17 protein-coding genes are annotated in these 17,221 nt (G+C 72.9%); 4 read left to right on the top strand and 13 right to left on the bottom strand.

Annotated features, from left to right (window positions below):
* Positions 1 to 70: 70 nt before the first annotated feature.
* The gene (locus IEY96_RS24835; protein ID WP_189197230.1) at positions 71 to 913 is read left to right on the top strand and encodes a LysR family transcriptional regulator; all 843 of its coding nucleotides are present in this window, start codon (positions 71 to 73) and stop codon (positions 911 to 913) included.
* Positions 914 to 944: 31 nt separating this feature from the next.
* Here the strand turns inward: IEY96_RS24835 and IEY96_RS24830 are convergent, their stop codons facing one another.
* On the bottom strand, positions 945 to 1,844 hold the full coding sequence (locus tag IEY96_RS24830) for a LysR family transcriptional regulator (RefSeq protein WP_189197229.1): 900 nt from the start codon (positions 1,842 to 1,844) through the stop codon (positions 945 to 947).
* A 184-nt stretch (positions 1,845 to 2,028) separates the two neighbouring features.
* Here IEY96_RS24830 and IEY96_RS24825 point away from each other — a divergent pair, with 184 nt between their 5' ends.
* Positions 2,029 to 2,838, top strand: coding sequence for a GNAT family N-acetyltransferase (locus IEY96_RS24825; RefSeq protein ID WP_189197228.1), 810 nt, complete (start codon positions 2,029 to 2,031; stop codon positions 2,836 to 2,838).
* A gap of 296 nt (positions 2,839 to 3,134) precedes the next feature.
* The gene (locus IEY96_RS24820) at positions 3,135 to 3,950 is read left to right on the top strand and encodes an alpha/beta fold hydrolase (RefSeq protein WP_189197227.1); all 816 of its coding nucleotides are present in this window, start codon (positions 3,135 to 3,137) and stop codon (positions 3,948 to 3,950) included.
* 163 nt (positions 3,951 to 4,113) lie between these two features.
* On the opposite strand, the gene IEY96_RS24815 is transcribed toward IEY96_RS24820, so the two are convergent.
* The 12 genes from IEY96_RS24815 to IEY96_RS24760 all read right to left on the bottom strand — a co-directional run bounded on the left by IEY96_RS24815 (position 4,114) and on the right by IEY96_RS24760 (position 16,302).
* Positions 4,114 to 4,716, bottom strand: a complete 603-nt coding sequence (locus IEY96_RS24815) for a LutC/YkgG family protein (RefSeq protein ID WP_189197226.1) — start codon at positions 4,714 to 4,716, stop codon at positions 4,114 to 4,116.
* On the bottom strand, positions 4,713 to 6,122 hold the full coding sequence (locus tag IEY96_RS24810; RefSeq protein WP_189197337.1) for a lactate utilization protein B: 1,410 nt from the start codon (positions 6,120 to 6,122) through the stop codon (positions 4,713 to 4,715). The genes IEY96_RS24815 and IEY96_RS24810 overlap by 4 nt, the downstream gene beginning before the upstream one ends.
* A gap of 53 nt (positions 6,123 to 6,175) precedes the next feature.
* Positions 6,176 to 6,949 carry a (Fe-S)-binding protein gene (locus tag IEY96_RS24805; RefSeq protein WP_189197225.1) on the bottom strand — a complete coding sequence of 258 codons (774 nt, stop codon included), beginning with the start codon at positions 6,947 to 6,949 and terminating at the stop codon, positions 6,176 to 6,178.
* 170 nt (positions 6,950 to 7,119) lie between these two features.
* Positions 7,120 to 7,809: an alpha/beta hydrolase gene (locus tag IEY96_RS24800; protein WP_229791870.1), complete on the bottom strand. Its 690-nt coding sequence runs from the start codon at positions 7,807 to 7,809 to the stop codon at positions 7,120 to 7,122.
* Between the two features lie 82 nt (positions 7,810 to 7,891).
* Positions 7,892 to 8,245: a cupin domain-containing protein gene (locus IEY96_RS24795; protein ID WP_189197223.1), complete on the bottom strand. Its 354-nt coding sequence runs from the start codon at positions 8,243 to 8,245 to the stop codon at positions 7,892 to 7,894.
* A gap of 265 nt (positions 8,246 to 8,510) precedes the next feature.
* Complete coding sequence (locus IEY96_RS24790; protein WP_189197222.1) at positions 8,511 to 9,680, bottom strand: M20 family metallopeptidase; 1,170 nt, start codon at positions 9,678 to 9,680, stop codon at positions 8,511 to 8,513.
* Positions 9,680 to 10,441 carry an amino acid ABC transporter ATP-binding protein gene (locus tag IEY96_RS24785; protein ID WP_308429948.1) on the bottom strand — a complete coding sequence of 254 codons (762 nt, stop codon included), beginning with the start codon at positions 10,439 to 10,441 and terminating at the stop codon, positions 9,680 to 9,682. The genes IEY96_RS24790 and IEY96_RS24785 overlap by 1 nt, the downstream gene beginning before the upstream one ends.
* Positions 10,438 to 11,292: an amino acid ABC transporter permease gene (locus IEY96_RS24780; RefSeq protein ID WP_189197221.1), complete on the bottom strand. Its 855-nt coding sequence runs from the start codon at positions 11,290 to 11,292 to the stop codon at positions 10,438 to 10,440. The genes IEY96_RS24785 and IEY96_RS24780 overlap by 4 nt, the downstream gene beginning before the upstream one ends.
* Before the next feature lie 116 nt (positions 11,293 to 11,408).
* Positions 11,409 to 12,356 (bottom strand): ABC transporter substrate-binding protein, encoded by a 948-nt coding sequence (locus tag IEY96_RS24775; RefSeq protein ID WP_189197220.1) that lies wholly within the window; start codon positions 12,354 to 12,356, stop codon positions 11,409 to 11,411.
* Positions 12,357 to 12,450: 94 nt separating this feature from the next.
* Positions 12,451 to 13,335, bottom strand: coding sequence for a MurR/RpiR family transcriptional regulator (locus IEY96_RS24770; RefSeq protein WP_229791869.1), 885 nt, complete (start codon positions 13,333 to 13,335; stop codon positions 12,451 to 12,453).
* A gap of 95 nt (positions 13,336 to 13,430) precedes the next feature.
* Entirely contained in the window at positions 13,431 to 14,855 is a 1,425-nt protein-coding gene (locus IEY96_RS24765) for a hypothetical protein (protein ID WP_189197219.1), read from the bottom strand.
* 193 nt (positions 14,856 to 15,048) lie between these two features.
* Complete coding sequence (locus IEY96_RS24760) at positions 15,049 to 16,302, bottom strand: cyanophycinase (RefSeq protein ID WP_189197218.1); 1,254 nt, start codon at positions 16,300 to 16,302, stop codon at positions 15,049 to 15,051.
* Between the two features lie 202 nt (positions 16,303 to 16,504).
* On the opposite strand from IEY96_RS24760, the gene IEY96_RS24755 reads away from it, so the two are divergent.
* Positions 16,505 to 17,155, top strand: a complete 651-nt coding sequence (locus tag IEY96_RS24755; RefSeq protein ID WP_189197217.1) for a fasciclin domain-containing protein — start codon at positions 16,505 to 16,507, stop codon at positions 17,153 to 17,155.
* Positions 17,156 to 17,221: the final 66 nt, after the last annotated feature.

Here is a 17,221-nt window from a genome sequence, read left to right as displayed (position 1 = left end):
GCATGACGCTAGATCCTCGGCAGGGCCATAGGAACCACTTGATTTGTTGGAGCGCGCATAATCGATTCTTATGGCCAGGGATCTCGAGACCGCGTTGCTCCGCACGTTCGTCACCGCCGTACGGGCGGGCAGCATCAGCCGCGCCGCGACCGCGCTCGGACAGACCCAGCCCGCGCTCAGCCAGCAGTTGCGCAGGCTCGAGAGCGTCGTCGGTCGTCCGCTGCTTTACCGGTCGCCGTCCGGCGTCTCGCCGACCCGGGCGGGTGCGGAGCTCCTGCCGTACGCCGAACGCATTCTCGCGCTCTCCGCACAGGCGCTCACCGAGACCGGGCGCGCGCTCACCGGCCGCTGCGGCATCGGGCTGCTCGAAGACCTCGCCGCGTCCCAGCTTCCGCAGGCCCTCGCCGACCTCGCCCGGCTGCACCCCGGCGCGACCCTGGAGGTGCTCAGCCTGTCCGGCACCGCGATGCGGGAGGCCTACGACGCGGGCCGCGTCCACCTCGTGCTCGACGAGGTGCCGGACCTCCCCGGGTCGCCGCGCTGGACGGTACGCCGCCCGCTGGTCTGGGCGATCGGCCCGGGGGTGGACGTGGCCGCCGATCCCCTGCCGGTGGTGCTGTTCTCGAACACGTGCGCCTGGCGTACGTCGGTCCTGGAGACGCTGGAACGTGTGGAGCGGCCCTGGCGGGTGGCGTTCGAGAGCAACAGCCTGGTCGGGGTGCTCGCCGCGGTACGGGCCGGGCTCGGCGTCGCGGCGCTCATGCCCACGAACCTCGAACCGGCCATGGCCTGCCACGACGCAGACGTCCTGCCCACCCTGCCGGACGTCGAGCTCGGTCTCGCACGGCACCCGCGGACCGACGGTGATCCGCTGATCGACGCCGTGGAGACCGCGCTACGGCGCACGATCTGAGGCTGTGCGGCGCCGCACCGGGCAGGCGCGGTCAGGCCGCGCCATGGGTGTGGACGGGCGCGTCCCCGGCGGCCCGGAGGAAGGCGCGGACCAGCGGAGTCTCACCGGTGCTGCGCCACACCGGGGCGTAGCGCATGATCGGCCCGTCGATGATGGGCAGGAACGTGATGTCGCGGCGCAGCCGGGAGGCGGCCGTGTACGACCCGATGGGTGAGATGACGCCACCGGCGCTGATCGCCGCGAAGGCCTCCGCGAGGGTGGTCACGGTGGCCCCGGACCGGATCGGCCGGCCGGCCGGTGTCACGGATGCGGTGTGCGCCTCCCACACGTAGTCCGGAACGGGCCCGTCCGGATACACCACCGGGTAGTCGCCGAGATCCTCCATCTCGACCTGGCCCCGCCCGGCGAGCGGGTGATCGGGCGCGACGGCGAGCACCAAAGGCTCGGTGAACAGCTCCGGCCCCACGACGAGGTCGGGCTCGCGGACCGGTAGCCAGAGCAGTCCGACGTCCACCCGACCGGAGCGCAACCCGCCGAACGGGTCGGTGGGGAGGATCTCGCGCATGCGCACCTCGCACTGCGGATGCCGCTGCCGGAACAGGTCGAGAACGGCGGCGATCTCCTGGGCGTGCGCGTCGAACGTGCCGATGGTCAGCGTGCCGACCTGCCCGCGAGCGGTGGCGGCAGCCTCGTCGAGGCCCGCCATGATCTCGCCGTAGCCCACGTCGAGCCGGGCGCGGAGCCGCTCGCCGAGCGGGGTGAGCCGCACGCTGCGGCTGGTCCGCTCGAACAGGGCACCGCCGATCCGGCGCTCCTGCTGCTTGATCGACTGGCTGACCCGCGCCTGGGACACCCGGAGGCGTTCGGCCGTACGCCCGAAGTGAAGCTCCGCGGCCAGCGTCAGGAAGATCTCGATGTCGCGCAGCTCCACTCGGCCGTCTCTCCCCCTTGCTCAGCGTCCGAAACCGTCATGACGTACGCCGCCCGGAAGTCTACGGCGGTCGCGAGGGCGCGACCGTGGAGCGGCGGGCGCCGGTCAGCGATAACCGGTGGCTAATGCGGCGATTCGATCTTTCACATTGTTCGGCACCGACGGTCGGGCGATGGTTCTTGCCATGGAACCTCTGCTGGACATCGTGGCGGCACCGGAGTCCGGTGCCCCGCGGTGGCGGGCTCTGGCGCAACGCGGGGTCGTGGCCGGGGTGGCCGGCCTGTGGCCGATCAGCCCCCTCGGGCTCGACTTCCTGCTGCCCATCGCCCCGGCCACGGAGCCGGGCGCCGCCGAGCTGAGGCTGTACGTGCAGCCCGAGTGGCGGCGTCGCGGGGTCGGCTCGCGGCTCCTGACCGCGGTCCGGGAGCAGGCCACCCCGCCGCGCCTGGTCACGAAGGTGGCCGTGGGCTCACCGGGACAGGCGTTCTGCCGGCGGCACGGCTTCCGGCACACCCGATCCTGGCGCCACGAGCTGCTCACCTACTGCGACGTCCACCAGGCATGGCTGGGTGAACTGGTGGACGCCGAGCACCCCGGCTACCGCCTGACCCACTGGACCGGCGACCTCTTCGCCGCGCCTCGCGTCGAGGATCTGATCCGGAGCCCGAGCCGGCCCGGCAACGCCGTGTTGACCGCCGCGGACGCGGACGGCGAGGTGGCGGCCTACGCCCTGGCGGTCGTCGGCGCGCCCTCCGATCCCCGCGCCCACCAGTACGGACCGGCCGTGCTCCCGGGCCACCGCGGACGGCGGCTGAGCCGTTGGGTCAACGCCGCCCTGATCCAGCGGCTGCGCGAGGTCCACCCCCACGTCGACGAGATCGAGACCGCGGGCGCCGAGGACGACCCGCGCCTGGTCGCCACACGCGAGCACCTCGGCTTCCGCACTCTCCGCCGGGTGCACATCTACGAACTGTCGGAAGGAGGCCGGTCCTGAACAGACCCCACCTGGCGCTCCTCGCCGCCACTGCGCTGTTCGCGCACCGTCGTCGGCGAGGTCAGGGCCGTTCGATCCCCCTGCGCGAGCAGATCCGCCGAACCGCCCCACCGGCTCCCCGGTGCCCGCCGGGACGCGGGCGGGCGACACCCGCGGCGCCGGCCGGCCCGGGCCGGGCGAGAGCTCCGCCAGGGGCCCGGACGCACGGGGCCCACGGCGACATCCCCACCCGAACCAGCACTGCCGGCCCGCCCGCCGCAATGTCCGAGACGCCCCCGCACGACCAGGAGACACACATGACGAAGAACGGCACCCGTACGACGTGGACCGGCATGGTCCCGGTGGACGACACGGCCCTGGCCGTCACCGACACCGGCGGTCCCGGTGTCCCCGTGGTCTACCTCAACGGTCAGTTCGCCACGCAGGGATACTGGCGGCGGGTCGTCGCCGACCTGGGGACGGGGTGGCGGCACATCACCTACGACGAGCGGGCACGCGGCAGGTCGAGGCGTTCGGCGGACTACTCCTTCGAGGCCGCCGTCCGGGATGTCGATGCCGTGCTCGCGGCCCGGGGCGTGGACCGGGCGCTGGCGGTGGGCTGGTCCTACGGGGCGGTCGTCGCGGCGCACTGGGCCGGCCGGAATCCGGACCGTGCCGTGGGTGCGGTCATGGTCGACGGCGCCTTCCCGTACGACTGGCTCGACGAGGCCATGGAGCAGCGGATCCGGAAGTTGTTCCGGCGGATGAGCTGGTTCCTTCCGCTGCTGCGCCCGACGGGCCTGGCCCCGCGGATGACCGCCGGACAGCAGGCGGACAGCAACATCGAGCTCGGCAGGCTCTCCCGCGAGCGCGAGCTGGGCCCCGTGCTGGACACCATCGCCGTCCCGGCACGGTACGTGATCGCCTCGGGCACGTCCTTCGGAAGCCGCGGTGACGAGCAGGAACGGATCCGCACCGGCCTCGACGCGGTGACCGCCCGCAACCCGAACATCCGGATCAGCGCGAAGGTCGCCAGCAACCACGGCGCACTGCTCAAGAAGGACTTCCGGGCCATCACCGCGGCCGTACGCGAGATCGCGGCTCTGGACCGGGGTACCGCGAAGCAGAGGTGATGCGGCGGCGGCCGCGGTCGTTCGCGGCGCGCCCGGTGACCGGGTCGGCGTCTTATTGGCAAAGAGGACCGGTCCGGCGAGCGGGTGCCGGCCACGCCAGGGTGGCCCAGCGCGCGGTGCGCTCGACACGGCCGGCCCCGGTCGTGACGCCCGCCGGCCCGGTTCACGCCGTGATGACCACGTGCAGGTGGCGAGGCCCGTGGACGCCCTCCACCCGGTTGAGTTCGATGTCGCTGGTGGCCGACGGCCCGCTGATCCACGTCAGCGGCCGGTGCGGATCGACCCGGGCGAGGGCGTCCGGCACGGTGGCGACGACCTGGTCGGCCCGCAGCACGCACACGTGCACGTCGGGCAGCAGCGTGATGACCCGACGGCCCTGGTCCGGGCCACCGTCGAGCACGATGGTGCCGGTCTCGGCGACGGCGACCGCCGCCGCCGTGACGACCCCGTCCACGGCGGCGACCCGCCCCGTCGGGAGGTCGTCGTCCGGCAGCACGTCGACGCTGTCGGGCAGCCAGTGCCGGGGCAGCCCGGCCGGCACGACGACCTGCCGGCCGCCGAGCACGTCGTCGACCACCCGGGCGACGTCGGGCGTGGCGCACCGGTGCACGGTGGCCCGGTAGTCGGTGAGGCGGTCCACGAACAGGTCGACGTCGGCGGCGACGGCGCCGGCGGGCCGGTAGTCCCGGGGCACCTCGACCGGTGCCGGCCGTGGCTCGCCGAGGGCGGACCGGAGCCGACCGAGGATGAGGTCACGGGAGCTCACCGCTCGACCCACCACTCACGGAAGGTCTGCGGCGGCGGGGCCGGCAGGTCGCGGCTGGCCGTCCAGCCGGACAGTGGAGGCGGCAGACCCCGCCCGCGCGGACCCGCGAGCCGGGCGAGCCTCGCGCCACGCTGCGCGGCCGCGTACAGCGCCGGGTGGTCCATCGTGTACGCGGCGGCGGCCATGGTCGCGGCCTCGGCTCTCGGGTGCGGGGCCTCGGCGCGCAGGTGGACCAGGATCGACGGGATGTCGATCATCACCGGGCAGGCGTCGTAGCAGGCCCCGCAGAGCGACGAGGCGTACGGCAGGGAGGCGTTGTCGGCGACGCCGGTCAGCTGCGGGGAGAGCACCGCCCCGATCGGCCCGGGATAGACCGACCCGTAGGCGTGCCCGCCGGTGCGCTCGTAGACCGGGCAGACGTTGAGGCAGGCCGAGCAGCGGATGCAGTGCAGCGCCTGCCGGCCCACCTCGTCGGCGAGCACCGCGCTGCGCCCGTTGTCGAGCAGCACCAGGTGCACCTGCTGCGGGCCGTCGCCGGGGGTGACGCCGGTCCACATCGAGGTGTAGGGGTTCATCCGCTCCCCCGTCGACGCCCGCGGCAGCAGCTGGAGGAAGACCTCCAGGTCCCGCCAGGTGGGGATGACCTTCTCGATGCCCATCACGGTGATCAGGGTTTCCGGCAGGGTGAGGCACATCCGCCCGTTGCCCTCGGACTCGACGACCGCGACGGTGCCGGTCTCGGCCACGGCGAAGTTGGCCCCGGAGACGGCCACCCGCGTGCTGAGGAACGTCTCCCGAAGGTGCCGGCGCGCGGCGGCGGCCAGGGCCGCCGGCTCGTCGGTCAGCCCCGGATCGACGCCGGGCATCTCGCGCAGGAAGATCTCCCGGATCTCGGCCCGGTTGCGGTGGATGGCCGGCACCAGGATGTGGCTGGGCTTGTCCCGCCCGAGCTGGACGATCAGCTCGGCCAGGTCGGTCTCGACCGGCTCGATGCCGGCGGCCTCGAGGGCCTCGTTGAGGCCGATCTCCTGGGTGGCCATCGACTTGACCTTCATGACCCGGTCGGCGCCCGTGGCCCGGACCAGATCGGCGACGATCCGGTTGGCCTCGACGGCGTCGGCCGCCCAGTGCACCGTGCCGCCGGCCGCGGTGACCGCCGCCGCCAGCTGTTCGAGCAGCTCGGGAAGGCGGGCCATGGTGTCGGTCTTGATCGCCCGGCCGGCGGCGCGTAGCTCCTGCCAGTCCGGCACCTCACCGATCACCGCACCCGATTTGTCGCGGATCGTCGTGGTGGCGTGCCGCAGGTTGCGGCGAAGCTGGGCGTCACCCAACGCCCGCCGGGCCGCGGCGGGGAACGGTTCGTCGCCACGCAGGTGGCCCACCCCGGGCGGGGCGGTCGCCGGCATGCCCAGGAACGTGGTCCCATCTCCGGTGGCGCCGGCGGGCCGGCCCGGGGCCGTCACCGGGCCACCCCCGCCGCGTCCCGGCCGGCGCCGCGGGCATCCGCCTCGGTGCTGGCGAGGATCTCCGCCAGGTGCACGGTCCGCACCCCCGCCCGCAGCCGGGACAGCCCGCCGCCGATGTGCATGAGGCAGGAGGCGTCCCCGGCCGTGCAGACGTCCGCCCTCGTGGCCAGCACGTTGCGCATCTTGTCCGCCAGCATGGCGGTCGAGGTGTCGGCGTTCTTCACCGCGAACGTCCCTCCGAAACCGCAGCACTGCTCCGCCTGCGGCAACTCCACCAGTTCCAGACCCCGCACCGCGCGCAGCAGCCGCAGCGGCTTGTCCCCCACCCGGATCATCCGGAGGGAGTGACAGGTCGGGTGGTACGTGACCCGGTGCGGGAAGTACGCCCCGACATCGGTCAGCCCCAGCACGTCGACCAGCAGTTCCGACAGCTCGTGCGTCCGCGCGCCCACCTCCTCCGCGCGGCTCGCCAGCCGCTCGTCCCCGGCCCGGCGCGCCACCGTCGCGTGCTGGTGCCGCACCGAACCCACGCACGAGCCGGACGGCGCCACCACCACGTCGTACGGGGCGAACACCCGCACGTGCCGGCGCACGAGGCGCAGCGCCTCGTCCGGATAGCCGGTGTTGACGTGCATCTGCCCGCAGCACGTCTGGTCCTCGGGGAAGACCACCTCGTGGCCCAGGCGTTCGAGCAGCCGTACGGTCGCCTTGGCCGCCTCGGGGAAGAGGGTGTCGGCGAGGCAGGTGACGAACAGTGCGATCCGCATCCTCAGCCGCCCATCCTGGGTCTCGCGAAGGAGGACCCGCGGTGCCGGAGTCCCGCCCCTGCATCAGGATGGTACCGAGTGCGCTCGCCCCGACCTGTCCGGCGACCACCGGCAGCCCGCAGGCTTCGGCGGTCAGCTGACAGCGCAGGGCTTGTGGGTATGGGTACGGCTTACCGGGAGAGACCGTCGAGGGCCTGCATGATGACGTCGGTGACGGCCTGCGGCTGGGTGACCATGACGACATGGGAGGCGTCGATCCTGGTGATCGTGGCACCGGCGCGTTCGGCCATGTGGAGCACCACGTCGCTGCCGGCGGCCTTGTCGCCGGTGGCGACGGCGGCCCAGGAGGGCAGCTTCTTCCAGGCCGGGTTCGTCGTCGGTGTGGAGAAGGCCAGCGAGGAGGCGGGGCGTTGCGTGACCGCCATGACCGTGGCGTCCTCCGGAGCGACGTCGGCGGCGAACGCGTCGTGGAACTTCGCCGGGTCGATGAGGAACTCGGCCTCGGTCCCCGACGCGGTCGGGTACTGCGCGGGCGCCAGCGCGGAGGTCAGGACGCTGTCCTTGGAGTTGCCCTCGATGTCCATCAGGGTTTCGCCCTCGTCGGGGGCGAAGGCCGCCACGTAGACCAGGCCGACCACGTTGTCGACCCGCGACGCGGCGTTGGTGATGACGGCCCCGCCGTAGGAGTGGCCCACGGCCAGCACCGGACCCTGCGTCTGCTGGAACGCGCTCGCCACATACGCGGCGTCCTCCGCGATGCCGCGCAACGGGTTCGGCACCGCCTTCACCGCGACGCCGGCGGCCAGCAGCCGCGCCACGACCCCGTTCCACGAGGAACTGTCGGCGAAGGCGCCGTGCACCAGGACAACCGTGGGCGCGCCGGGACGCGAAGTGGCCGTGGACATCATTTCTCGGTTCATCGAGGGTGCGATCCCTCTTCGGTCAGTGGCACTGCGTCACCAGCGGCTCGTTCTCGTCGACGAAGTACGTCGAGAGCATCATGGTGGTGACGTCGTCGGTGATGTTCCGCGCGTTGTGGACGACTTCGGGTGGGATCAGGAAGGGCTGCCCGGCGTGGATGGTCAGCGTGGGCCGGTCGTCGAACTCCATGGCGACCGTGCCGTGGATGAGGAAGCCCACCTCCTCACCGGGGTGCCTGTGCCGGCCCGACGCCAGCCCCACCGGGATCTCGAACAGCGTCTGGACGATCAACCGGCCCGGTACGGAGGCCGGGTGCCGCTGCAGCTCGGTACGCCGGACGGCCGGTGGTTGCCCGACACCAGGAGGCTGCGACATGTACGTCTCTCCTGTCCTGTCCCGTCGATCGCCGGCGCTCGTGCTCACCCGGTGACGAGCGGCATCCGTCCATCCCGCGCACAAGGCGGAGACCGGTGACGCCACCCGGCCCACCGAGGATGGCAGGCGGCGCAGCGACCAACCCCTGGATCACGCGGTGGTCATCCGTTCGTGCGGCAGCGGAACGTGGCGCTCCATCCCGGGCGCGACGAGCAGAGCCGCCGTCCGGTGACCGGAGGGCGGCTCTGCTCGTGTGCGGGCGGCCTCAGGGCCGGTCGGCCGTGCCCACCAGGTTGATGAGGCCGGCCAGCAGCGCCACGCGTGGGACGACGGAGTCGAGGTCGAGCCACTCGTGCGGGCTGTGGTCGGCGCCGCCGATCGGCCCGAGCCCGTCCAGGACGGCCGCGCCCGCCTCGGCCAGGAGGTTCGCGTCGGCGCAGCCGCCGGTGGCGGTGTGCGACACGGGCACGCCGAGCCCGGCACCGACCTTGGCCGCCAGCTCGGTCAGCCAGCGCCCGCCCTCGCCCGGCTCCCACGGCGGCGTGGGCGCGTGCACGGCCAGCTCGGCGCGGACTCCGGAGACGGGCGGGGCGGCGACCAGCCGGCGGATCTCGGCGAGCGCGGCCTCGTACTCGCCGGTGTGCCAGGCGCGCAGGTCGATCAGCATCCGGGCGTGGTCGGCCACCACGTTGGGCCGCCCGCCGGCCTCCAGCAGCCCGACGTTCACGGTCACGCCGGGCCAGCGCCCGTTGAGCTGGTCCAGTGCCACGGTCAGCCGGGCGGCGGCGAGCAGCGCGTTGGCGCCGCGTTCGGGCTCGATGCCGGCGTGGGCGGCCCGGCCGCGCAGGGTCACCTCCAGGTCGGCGACGCCCTTGCGCGCCGAGACCAGGTCGCCGTTGTCGCGGGCGCACTCCAGGCAGAGCGCCACGTCGGCCGCGGCACCGAGGGTACGCAGCAGCGGCCGGCTGCCGGGCGAGCCGATCTCCTCGTCCGGGGTGCAGACCAGCGTCAGTTCCTCGTACCCGTCGAGGTTCAGCGCGGCCAGCACCTCGACGGCGGCGAGGCCGGCGAGCAGGCCGCCCTTGTCGTCGCTGACTCCCGGCCCGTACGCGCGGCCGTCGTGGATCCGGAACGGCCGGGCGGCGGCCGTGCCGGGCGGGAAGACCGTGTCGAGGTGCCCGGCGAGCAGGATCCGGCGGCTGCCGGTGCCCCGGCGGCGGGCGATCAGCACGTCGCCGAGCGGCGTGCCGGCCGGGTCGGTGACCGGTTCCCGCTCGACCGCCAGCCCGGCGGCGAGGCACCAGGTCTGGACGAGGTCGGCGGCGGTGCGCAGCCCGTCGACCTGCCGGGAGCCGGAGTCGACGGCGACCAGCTGGGCGAGGCGGTCGTGGTATGCGGCCAGCCGGTCGCCGGCTGCCGCGAGCAGCGGGTCCATCAGAGCACCTTGTCGAGGAAGGCGCGGGTGCGGTCGTGGCGGGGGTTGCCGAGCACCTCGGTCGGGGTGCCGGACTCGACCACCACTCCCCCGTCGAGGAACGCGACCTGGTCGGCGACCTCGCGGGCGAAGCCCATCTCGTGGGTCACCACCACCATGGTCATGCCGTCCGCGGCGAGCCCCTTCATCACGTCGAGCACCTCGCCGACCAGCTCGGGATCGAGCGCGGAGGTGGGCTCGTCGAAGAGCATCAGCTTGGGGCGCATGGCCAGGGCCCGGGCGATGGCGACGCGCTGCTGCTGGCCGCCGGAGAGCTGGCTCGGATAGTTGCCGGCGCGCTCGGTCAGCCCGACCCGGTCGAGCAGCCGCATGGCCTGCTCCCGTGCCTGCTCGCGCGGGATGCCGAGGACGCGGACCGGCGCCTCGATGACGTTGCCGAGCGCGGTCAGGTGCGGGAAGAGGTTGAACCGCTGGAACACCATGCCGATGTCCCGGCGGCGCACGGCCACCTCGCGGGCCTTGAGCTCGTGCAGCTTGTCGCCGTGGCGGCGGTAGCCGACCAGTTCGCCGTCGACCCAGAGCTGGCCGCCGTCGATGCGCTCCAGGTGGTTGATGCAGCGCAGGAAGGTGGACTTGCCGGAGCCGGAGGGGCCGAGCAGGCACGCCACCTCGCCGGGCCGGACGGTCAGGTCGATGCCCTTGAGCACCTCGACCGGGCCGAACCGCTTGGTGACGCTCTCGGCGCGCACCATCGGAGTCATCGCACGCCTCCCCGGGTGAAGCCGCGCCCGAAGCGCCGCTCGATCAGCCACTGGCCGGCCGAGAGCAGGCTGACCAGGGCGAGGTACCAGATCGCCGCCACCACGAGCAGCGGGATCACCTTGTAGTTGTTCTGGTAGACGGTCTGCACGGCGGTCATGAGGTCGCGCCCGGCGATGATCGACACCAGGGCGGTCGACTTGAGCATGGTGATGGTCTCGTTGCCCATCGGCGGGATGATCACCCGCATGGCCTGGGGCAGCACCACCCGGCGCAGGGTGAGCGTGGGGCTCATGCCGAGCGCGGCGGCGGCCTCGGTCTGTCCGCCGTCCACGGCGAGGATGCCGCCGCGGATCACCTCGGCGGCGTACGCCATCTCGTTGAGCGACAGGGCGAGTACGGCGGCGACGGTTCCTGTGACCACCACGCTGGTGGGCCGGTCGAAAAGGACGGTGCCGGTGAACGGCACGGTCAGGGTGATCCGGGGGAAGAGCGCGCCGAGGAAGCCGAAGAAGATGATCTGGACCAGCAGCGGGGTGCCCCGGAAGACCCAGATGAACGTCCACGAGACGCCGCGGAGCACGGGGTTCTCCGACAGCCGCATGACGGCGAGCACGATGCCACCGGCGGTGCCGAGCAGCATGGCCAGCAGGGTCAGCCAGAGGGTGGTGACCACGCCGTCGAGGACGTAGTCCTTGAACAGGTAGTGGGTGATGGTGCCGGGTTCGAGGTTGGGGCTCGTGAACAGCGCCCGGAGGAACAGGGCGGCCAGCCCGAACACGATCAGCGCGGTCAGCCAGCGCCCGTAGTGGCGGACGGGAACGACGCGTACCGCGGTGGTGTCGGTGGTCATTCTGCGGTGCCTCCTGCGGAGGAAGATGGCGGCGGTCGCCGGGCGCCTCCGGGCCCGCCCTCACGGAAGTGGAGGGCGCCCGGCGACCGCGGATCAGGGGTGGTGGTCCGCCGGGGTCAGTCGATGGCCTGGTCGATGGTGGCCTGCTTGACCGCGATCGGGGTCTGCTTCCACCGGGCGAGGATCTTGTCGTAGGTACCGTCGTCGATGAGCGACTGCACGGCGGCCTGGTACGCCCCGGCCAGTTCCTTGTTGGCCTTGAGGAAACCGAACCCGTTCGGGCTGGCCAGCCAGCCGTTGGGCGCCGACGGGTCGTCGACCAGCTCGGCCTTGCCGCGCAGCGAGGCGGCGGTGTCCACCAGGTTGACCTTGGTGGCGGCGACCGCGTCGACGTTGCCGGCGATCAGCGCCTGCACGGCCTGCGGATTCTCCGGGTACTCCTTGACCTCGACGGGCTTGCCGCCGCAGCTCTCCTTGGCGTACGCGGTGAGGTTCTTCGCCTGGTTGCTGGCCTTCTGCACGGCGACCTTGCGGCCGCACAGGTCGGCGACGCTCTTGACGGCGAGCGGGTTGCCGGTGGCCACCAGGAACCCGGTGCCGGAGGCGGAGTAGTCGACGAAGGTGGCCACCTGCTGGCGCTCCTTCTTGTCGGTGATGCCGCCGGCGATGGCGTCGTACTTGCCGGCCTGGAGGCCGGGGACCAGACCGTCGAAGGGCTGCTGGGAGAAGGTCGCCTTCAGCCCGAGCCGGGCCGAGGCGGCCTGGAACAGGTCGTAGTCCAGCCCCTTGAACTCGTCGGTCTTGCCCTCGACCTTGAAGTCGATGAACGGCTGGTAGGGGGCGTTGGTGGCGACGGTGAGGCTGCCCCGGTCGCGCACCTCGGCGGGGACCTTCTTCGCGAGCTTGTCGTCGGTGTCGACCGCGCCGACGCCCTCGATGGTGACGGAGACGGGCTTGATCTGGTCGCCGGAGGTGCCGGCGGAGGTGGTGGAGCCGCCGCAGGCGGCGGTGGCGGCGAGCAGGGCCGTGGTCGCGCCGACCAGGGCGAACTGGCGGATGCGCATGGGGTGTCCTTCCGGGGGCCAGGTGTCAACCAGCCCCCGGACTGTAACCCACGTTACGATCTCGGCGAGATTACAATTTTCTGTAACGTCGTCGTCAGCCCTCGCCGAGGGCCTGCTGGGCCGCCTCCATGGCCTTGAGCCGGGCGCCGGCCACCGGACCGAGCCGGTCGATCAACGCCGCGACCAGCGTCTCCACCAGCGCCAACGTGGGCGTGAAGCTGTCGTACGGCGAGGGGGACTCGACCCGGCTGGGCAGCACCACCTCGGCCAGGCCGGCCACCGGGGACAGCCACCGGTCGGTGAAGAGCACCACCTTGGCGCCCCGCGCGGTGACGTTGCGAGCCAGCGCGAGGGTCGCCTCCTCGTAACGGCGGAAGTCGAAGAGCACGACGAGGTCGCGTCGGCCCACGTCGACCAGCATGTCGGTGCGCTCCACCGGGCCGGCCGGCAGCAGCCGGCTGTTGCCCCGCACCTGCATGAGGTGCAGCACCAGGTAGTGGGCGAGCAGCGTGGAGAAGCGACCGCCGGCCGCGGTGACCCGCAGCTGCTGGTCGGCGAAGAGACGCACGGCGGCGTCCAGTTCACCCTGCGGCAGCTCGGCGAGCGTCCCGGCGACCGCCTCGGGCAGGGTCGCGGCGGCCCGGGGCAGCGCACCCTCCGGCGGCACGCCGGTGCGCTCGGTCGCCCGGTACGCCGTCAGCGGCGAGGTCTCCCGCTCGGCCAACTCCTCGCGCAGCGCCCGCTGGAACTCCGGGTAGCCGCCGAACCCGAGCCGGGACAGGAAGCGCAACACCGTCGGAGCGCTCACCTCGGCCCGCTCGGCCAGCGCGGCGACCGTGCCCAGCCCGGCGGACGGATAGGAGGCGAGCAGGGCGCGGGCGACCCGGCGCTCGGCCGGGCTGCACTCGCCCAGCCGCTGGCGGATCAGCGCGGCGACTCCCACGCCGTGGGGTTCGTCGACAGGTTCGGGGTTCGGCACGCGCCGAGCCTAACGGCCCTCGGTCGGGGCGTCGGGGACGGCGGGTCCGCGGGGCGGGCGGCACCCCGCCCCGCGGACCCTGGGGGGGTGCCGGGTCAGGACCGGGTGAGTGCGCAGGAGTAGTCCGCGGTGCCGGAGCCGGAGTACGCCTCCAGGTCGAGGTAGTAGGTCGCCGAGCCGGACGCGGTCCGGGTCAGGGTGATCGACTCGTCCGCGCCGGCGCCGTCGTTGACCGACCGGGTCAGCGTGCTTCCGGTCGAGCTCAGCAGGTAGAGGTCGGCATCGTACGCGGTCGGGATCGCGCAGGTGGCGGTGAGCGTCTGCCCGCCGGCGAGGGTCAGCGCGAAGTAGTCCCGGTCGGTGCCGCTCTTCATGTCGCCGGTGACCGTGGCCGGGTACGTCAGCGCGGCGATGTCGTTGGCCGCGGTGCGCGAGTCGTTCGGCTCCACCTCGACGTAGCTGGACCCGCCGGAGGGCGGCGGGGCGGAGCAGTCGGTGACCGGCGTGCCGCTGTAGAGGCTGCCGTCGGGCACCCCGGCCCGCACGCTCTTGAGGTAGTAGCCGCAGGTGGGACGGTTGGCGAAGTCGTACGTCTGGCCGCCGCTCAGCTTCCAGATCTTGAAGTTGGTGTAGGTCAGCGGCTGTCCGGAGACGGCGACCTCGGGCTGGTGGTCGCCGAGCACCACGTACGCGCTGGGACCGCTCAACGTGGCCAGACCGTTGCGGTCGATGTAGAGCGAGGCGCCCTCCTCGACCCCGACGCCCCACGCCTTGCCACCGCTCGCCAGCCCGTCCTTCACGGCTCGGGCGACGAACGCCATGGTCCGGCCCATCCGGTCGCGGGTGACGAAGTGGGAGTCGTTGACGGTGTTGGCGTAGTTCGGCCAGCGGAACATGCCGGTGGTGAAGGTCAGGGACCGGTCGTACGGGTTGGCCAGCGCGGTCGACGAGGTGGCGCTCGCGGCGCAGGCGTCGTAGACGATGTCGCTGTTGACGTGGTGACCGGCGCTGCCGCCGCCGACCCCGCCGCCCTTGGCGACCACCGACTCCACCGACGCCTCCAGCGCGGTGCCCTTCCAGGCCACGTAGTTGCACTGGTCGCCGCCGGCGAAGTAGACGAACTCGGCGTTGCGGATGTCGGTGTTGACCTGGCTGTCGTTGCCGTCGCGGGCGGCGGTCAGGGTGAGGGTGGTGCAGGAGTTGATCCCGGCCAGTCCGGTGATGACGTCGCACTCCGGGGTCCCCGACCCGGAACCGGCGACGACCACCACGTCGATCGCCCCGGTGCCGCCGCGGATGGCGTCGACCGCCCTGCTCATGGTCGCGGTGACGATCCCGCCCGAGCCGTTCATCGTGTACGCCGGGCCGGACCAGGCCGCCCGGCTCACGTCGGTGGCGCTGCCCTGGCGGACCCTGGTGACCTGTGCGTGCGCGGCGGTGGCCCCGATCGGGGCGATGGTGAGGAGCGCGGCGGCGGCCGCCACCAGGGCGACGCGGCGGGGGTTGCGGGCAGGGAACATGGGCACCTCCAAGGGGCCACGGATCAATGAAACAGAAGTTACATCCAGCTATCACAACACTCAATACGTAACCTCTGTTACAGCGCCGCGACCGGCTGCCGATGGTCCGGGCCGGGACGACACCGACCGGCGGTGCGCTGCCGCCACGGGGGCGGGAGCGCACCGCCGGTCAGGACGGCGGGTGCCTACCGGGTCACGCCGGCGCGATGCCGATCACCACGTCGGTGAACGTGGTCGCCGTCGCGCCCCGGTACGCCGCGAAGCCGTGGCCGCGCGTCAGGTGGGCCTCCCACTGCGGGTCCTTCTCGTACGACGTGCCGCCGACGGACGCGCAACCGGCCTGGGCGGCCAGCCCCTCGACCAGTTCGACCATGGCGTAGTCGTAGAAGACGTCCGTGGACGGCGCGACGGCACACGGACCCTCCGCCGGGGTGACCGGCGGCTTGCCCGCGCCCACCACGGTCCGCCACCCGGCGGCCCGGTACGCGTCCCCCGCGGTGAGCCGGCTCCACCGCACGCCCTCGATGCCCCACACCCCGCCGTGGTCGGTCACCCGGGCGCGGCGCAGGTCGAGCACGCTGACACCGCGCTGCCCGAGCACCCGCAGCGCCGGGCCGTGCCCGCCGACGCCCGTCACCTCCAGGGCGGTGTTCTCGTCCAGCCCGAAGACCCGTGGGTGGTGGGTGTCCGAGGCGAGCCGGATGGAGCGCGCCTCGCGGCCCCGGCGGGAGAAGTGGGTGTCCACCAGGCCGGCCGTGAAGAACCCGAACCCGCCGTGCGGCAGGTAGCCGAGCGTGTCCGGGTCGTCGAAGTAGCCGGGCTTCGCGCCGTCCCGCAGGCCCGGCTCGGTCGACCCGCCGGTGATCATGTCCCGACCGGCCATGATCTGGGCTCCGGCGCTGGTGCCGGCGACCACCGCCCCGTGCCGCAGCTTGCGCCGGACGGCGGCCAGCGCCGCGCTGTCGCGCTGCGACGCGCCCCTCGTCATGGTGGTGACGTAGCGGTACTGGTCACCACCACCGAAGAAGAACCCGCTCATCGACTCGATCTGCCGGACCACGGCCGGGTCGTCGGCCGCGGTCGGATGGTCCAGGTCGATCGGGATCCACTGGGCGTCGGCCACGCCGTACGTCCGGAACAGGTCCGCGTAGTAGTCGCCGTTGCAGACGCTGTTGTTGCAGTCGGGGGTGCCGGCGTCGGGGTCCTCGGAGGGCACCGGGGCGGCGGCGGTGAAGATGCCGATCCGGGCCTTTCCGGGGCCACCGGCCAGCCGGACGATGTCGCCGTAGATCTCGCTGTTGTCGTCGGCGAGCGCGCCGCCGACGAGCACCAGGCTGCCGCCGGTGCGGTGGGTGGACGGGGCAGCCGTCGCGGAGGCGGCCGGCAGGGTGAACGTGACCACCGCGCAGACGCCGACCCCCAAGGTCAGCAGGCGGTTCAAGGGCATGACTGCTCCTCACAGGACCGTGAGGGCGGGCCGAGCACGAGCGTACGGCAGCGGCCCGGCAGCCGACAATGATCGACCGACCGGGAACGTGCCGGGCGGGGATGACGATCCGTGGCATCGGGTGCATCCACCGGAGACGTTCGGGCCGAACAAGGGTCGTGACGACAGTCACCGCTTGGGTCCATCGACGAAGGGCTTACCCATGAACTTCTCTCGCGTCGCCGCCCGCGTCGCGGTGGGCGCCACGGCTGCGGCCATGGCCACCACCGCCGTCGCCGTGCCCGCGCAGGCGGCCACGTCGCAGTCCGGGACTCGCTCGCTGGCCGCCGTTCTCACGGCCGACACCAGCGGCTTCGACCGCAACCCCCGGGACTTCGACGTGCTCACCGCGGCGGTGCTGGCGGTGTTGCAGGCGAAGCCGGACTCCCCGGTGAAGGTGCTCACCGACGGCTCGGTCCCGTTGACCGCGTTCGTGCCGAACGACTACGCCTTCCGGGAGCTGGTCCGCGACATCACCCACGCCCGCACGCTCCCCGGCGAGCGGGCGGCGTTCGACGCCGTCGCCGGCCTCGGCACGGACACCGTGGAGGACGTGCTGCTGTACCACGTGGTGCCGGGCGCCACGATCGACCGCAGGGCGGCGCTCAAGGCCGACGGGGCGGAGCTGACCACCGCGCTGGGCGCGACCGTCGAGGTGGACGTCAAGCGCTGCTGGTACGGCCGGCAGGTGCGGCTGGTCGACGCCGACAGCAGCGACCGCGACGCCCGGGTCGTGCGCTTCGACCTCAACAAGGGCAACAAGCAGATCGCCCACGCGGTCGACCGGGTGCTGCGCCCGATCGACCTGCCCTGACGCGCGCGGCCGGCGCCCGGCACCCGCCGGGCGCCGGCCCTCGCGCTCGACCTCGATGCCGGCGCC

Source organism: Micromonospora fulviviridis (genome assembly GCF_014648395.1).
Lineage (GTDB): Bacteria > Actinomycetota > Actinomycetes > Mycobacteriales > Micromonosporaceae > Micromonospora > Micromonospora fulviviridis.
The sequence above is the reverse complement of the archived record's forward strand: the minus strand, read 5'-3'. Positions and strand labels throughout refer to the sequence as shown.

Bases quoted from the DNA above. Each gene is read 5' to 3' on its own strand.
- IEY96_RS24765 (WP_189197219.1), bottom strand. From the start codon at position 14,855: ATGTTCCCTGCCCGCAACCCCCGCCGCGTCGCCCTGGTGGCGGCCGCC.
- IEY96_RS24780 (WP_189197221.1), bottom strand. From the start codon at position 11,292: ATGACCACCGACACCACCGCGGTACGCGTCGTTCCCGTCCGCCACTAC.
- IEY96_RS24820 (WP_189197227.1), top strand. From the start codon at position 3,135: ATGACGAAGAACGGCACCCGTACGACGTGGACCGGCATGGTCCCGGTG.
- IEY96_RS24775 (WP_189197220.1), bottom strand. From the start codon at position 12,356: ATGCGCATCCGCCAGTTCGCCCTGGTCGGCGCGACCACGGCCCTGCTC.
- IEY96_RS24785 (WP_308429948.1), bottom strand. From the start codon at position 10,441: ATGACTCCGATGGTGCGCGCCGAGAGCGTCACCAAGCGGTTCGGCCCG.
- IEY96_RS24790 (WP_189197222.1), bottom strand. From the start codon at position 9,680: ATGGACCCGCTGCTCGCGGCAGCCGGCGACCGGCTGGCCGCATACCAC.
- IEY96_RS24805 (WP_189197225.1), bottom strand. From the start codon at position 6,949: ATGCGGATCGCACTGTTCGTCACCTGCCTCGCCGACACCCTCTTCCCC.
- IEY96_RS24835 (WP_189197230.1), top strand. From the start codon at position 71: ATGGCCAGGGATCTCGAGACCGCGTTGCTCCGCACGTTCGTCACCGCC.
- IEY96_RS24810 (WP_189197337.1), bottom strand. From the start codon at position 6,122: ATGCCGGCGACCGCCCCGCCCGGGGTGGGCCACCTGCGTGGCGACGAA.
- IEY96_RS24755 (WP_189197217.1), top strand. From the start codon at position 16,505: ATGAACTTCTCTCGCGTCGCCGCCCGCGTCGCGGTGGGCGCCACGGCT.
- IEY96_RS24825 (WP_189197228.1), top strand. From the start codon at position 2,029: ATGGAACCTCTGCTGGACATCGTGGCGGCACCGGAGTCCGGTGCCCCG.
- IEY96_RS24760 (WP_189197218.1), bottom strand. From the start codon at position 16,302: ATGCCCTTGAACCGCCTGCTGACCTTGGGGGTCGGCGTCTGCGCGGTG.
- IEY96_RS24795 (WP_189197223.1), bottom strand. From the start codon at position 8,245: ATGTCGCAGCCTCCTGGTGTCGGGCAACCACCGGCCGTCCGGCGTACC.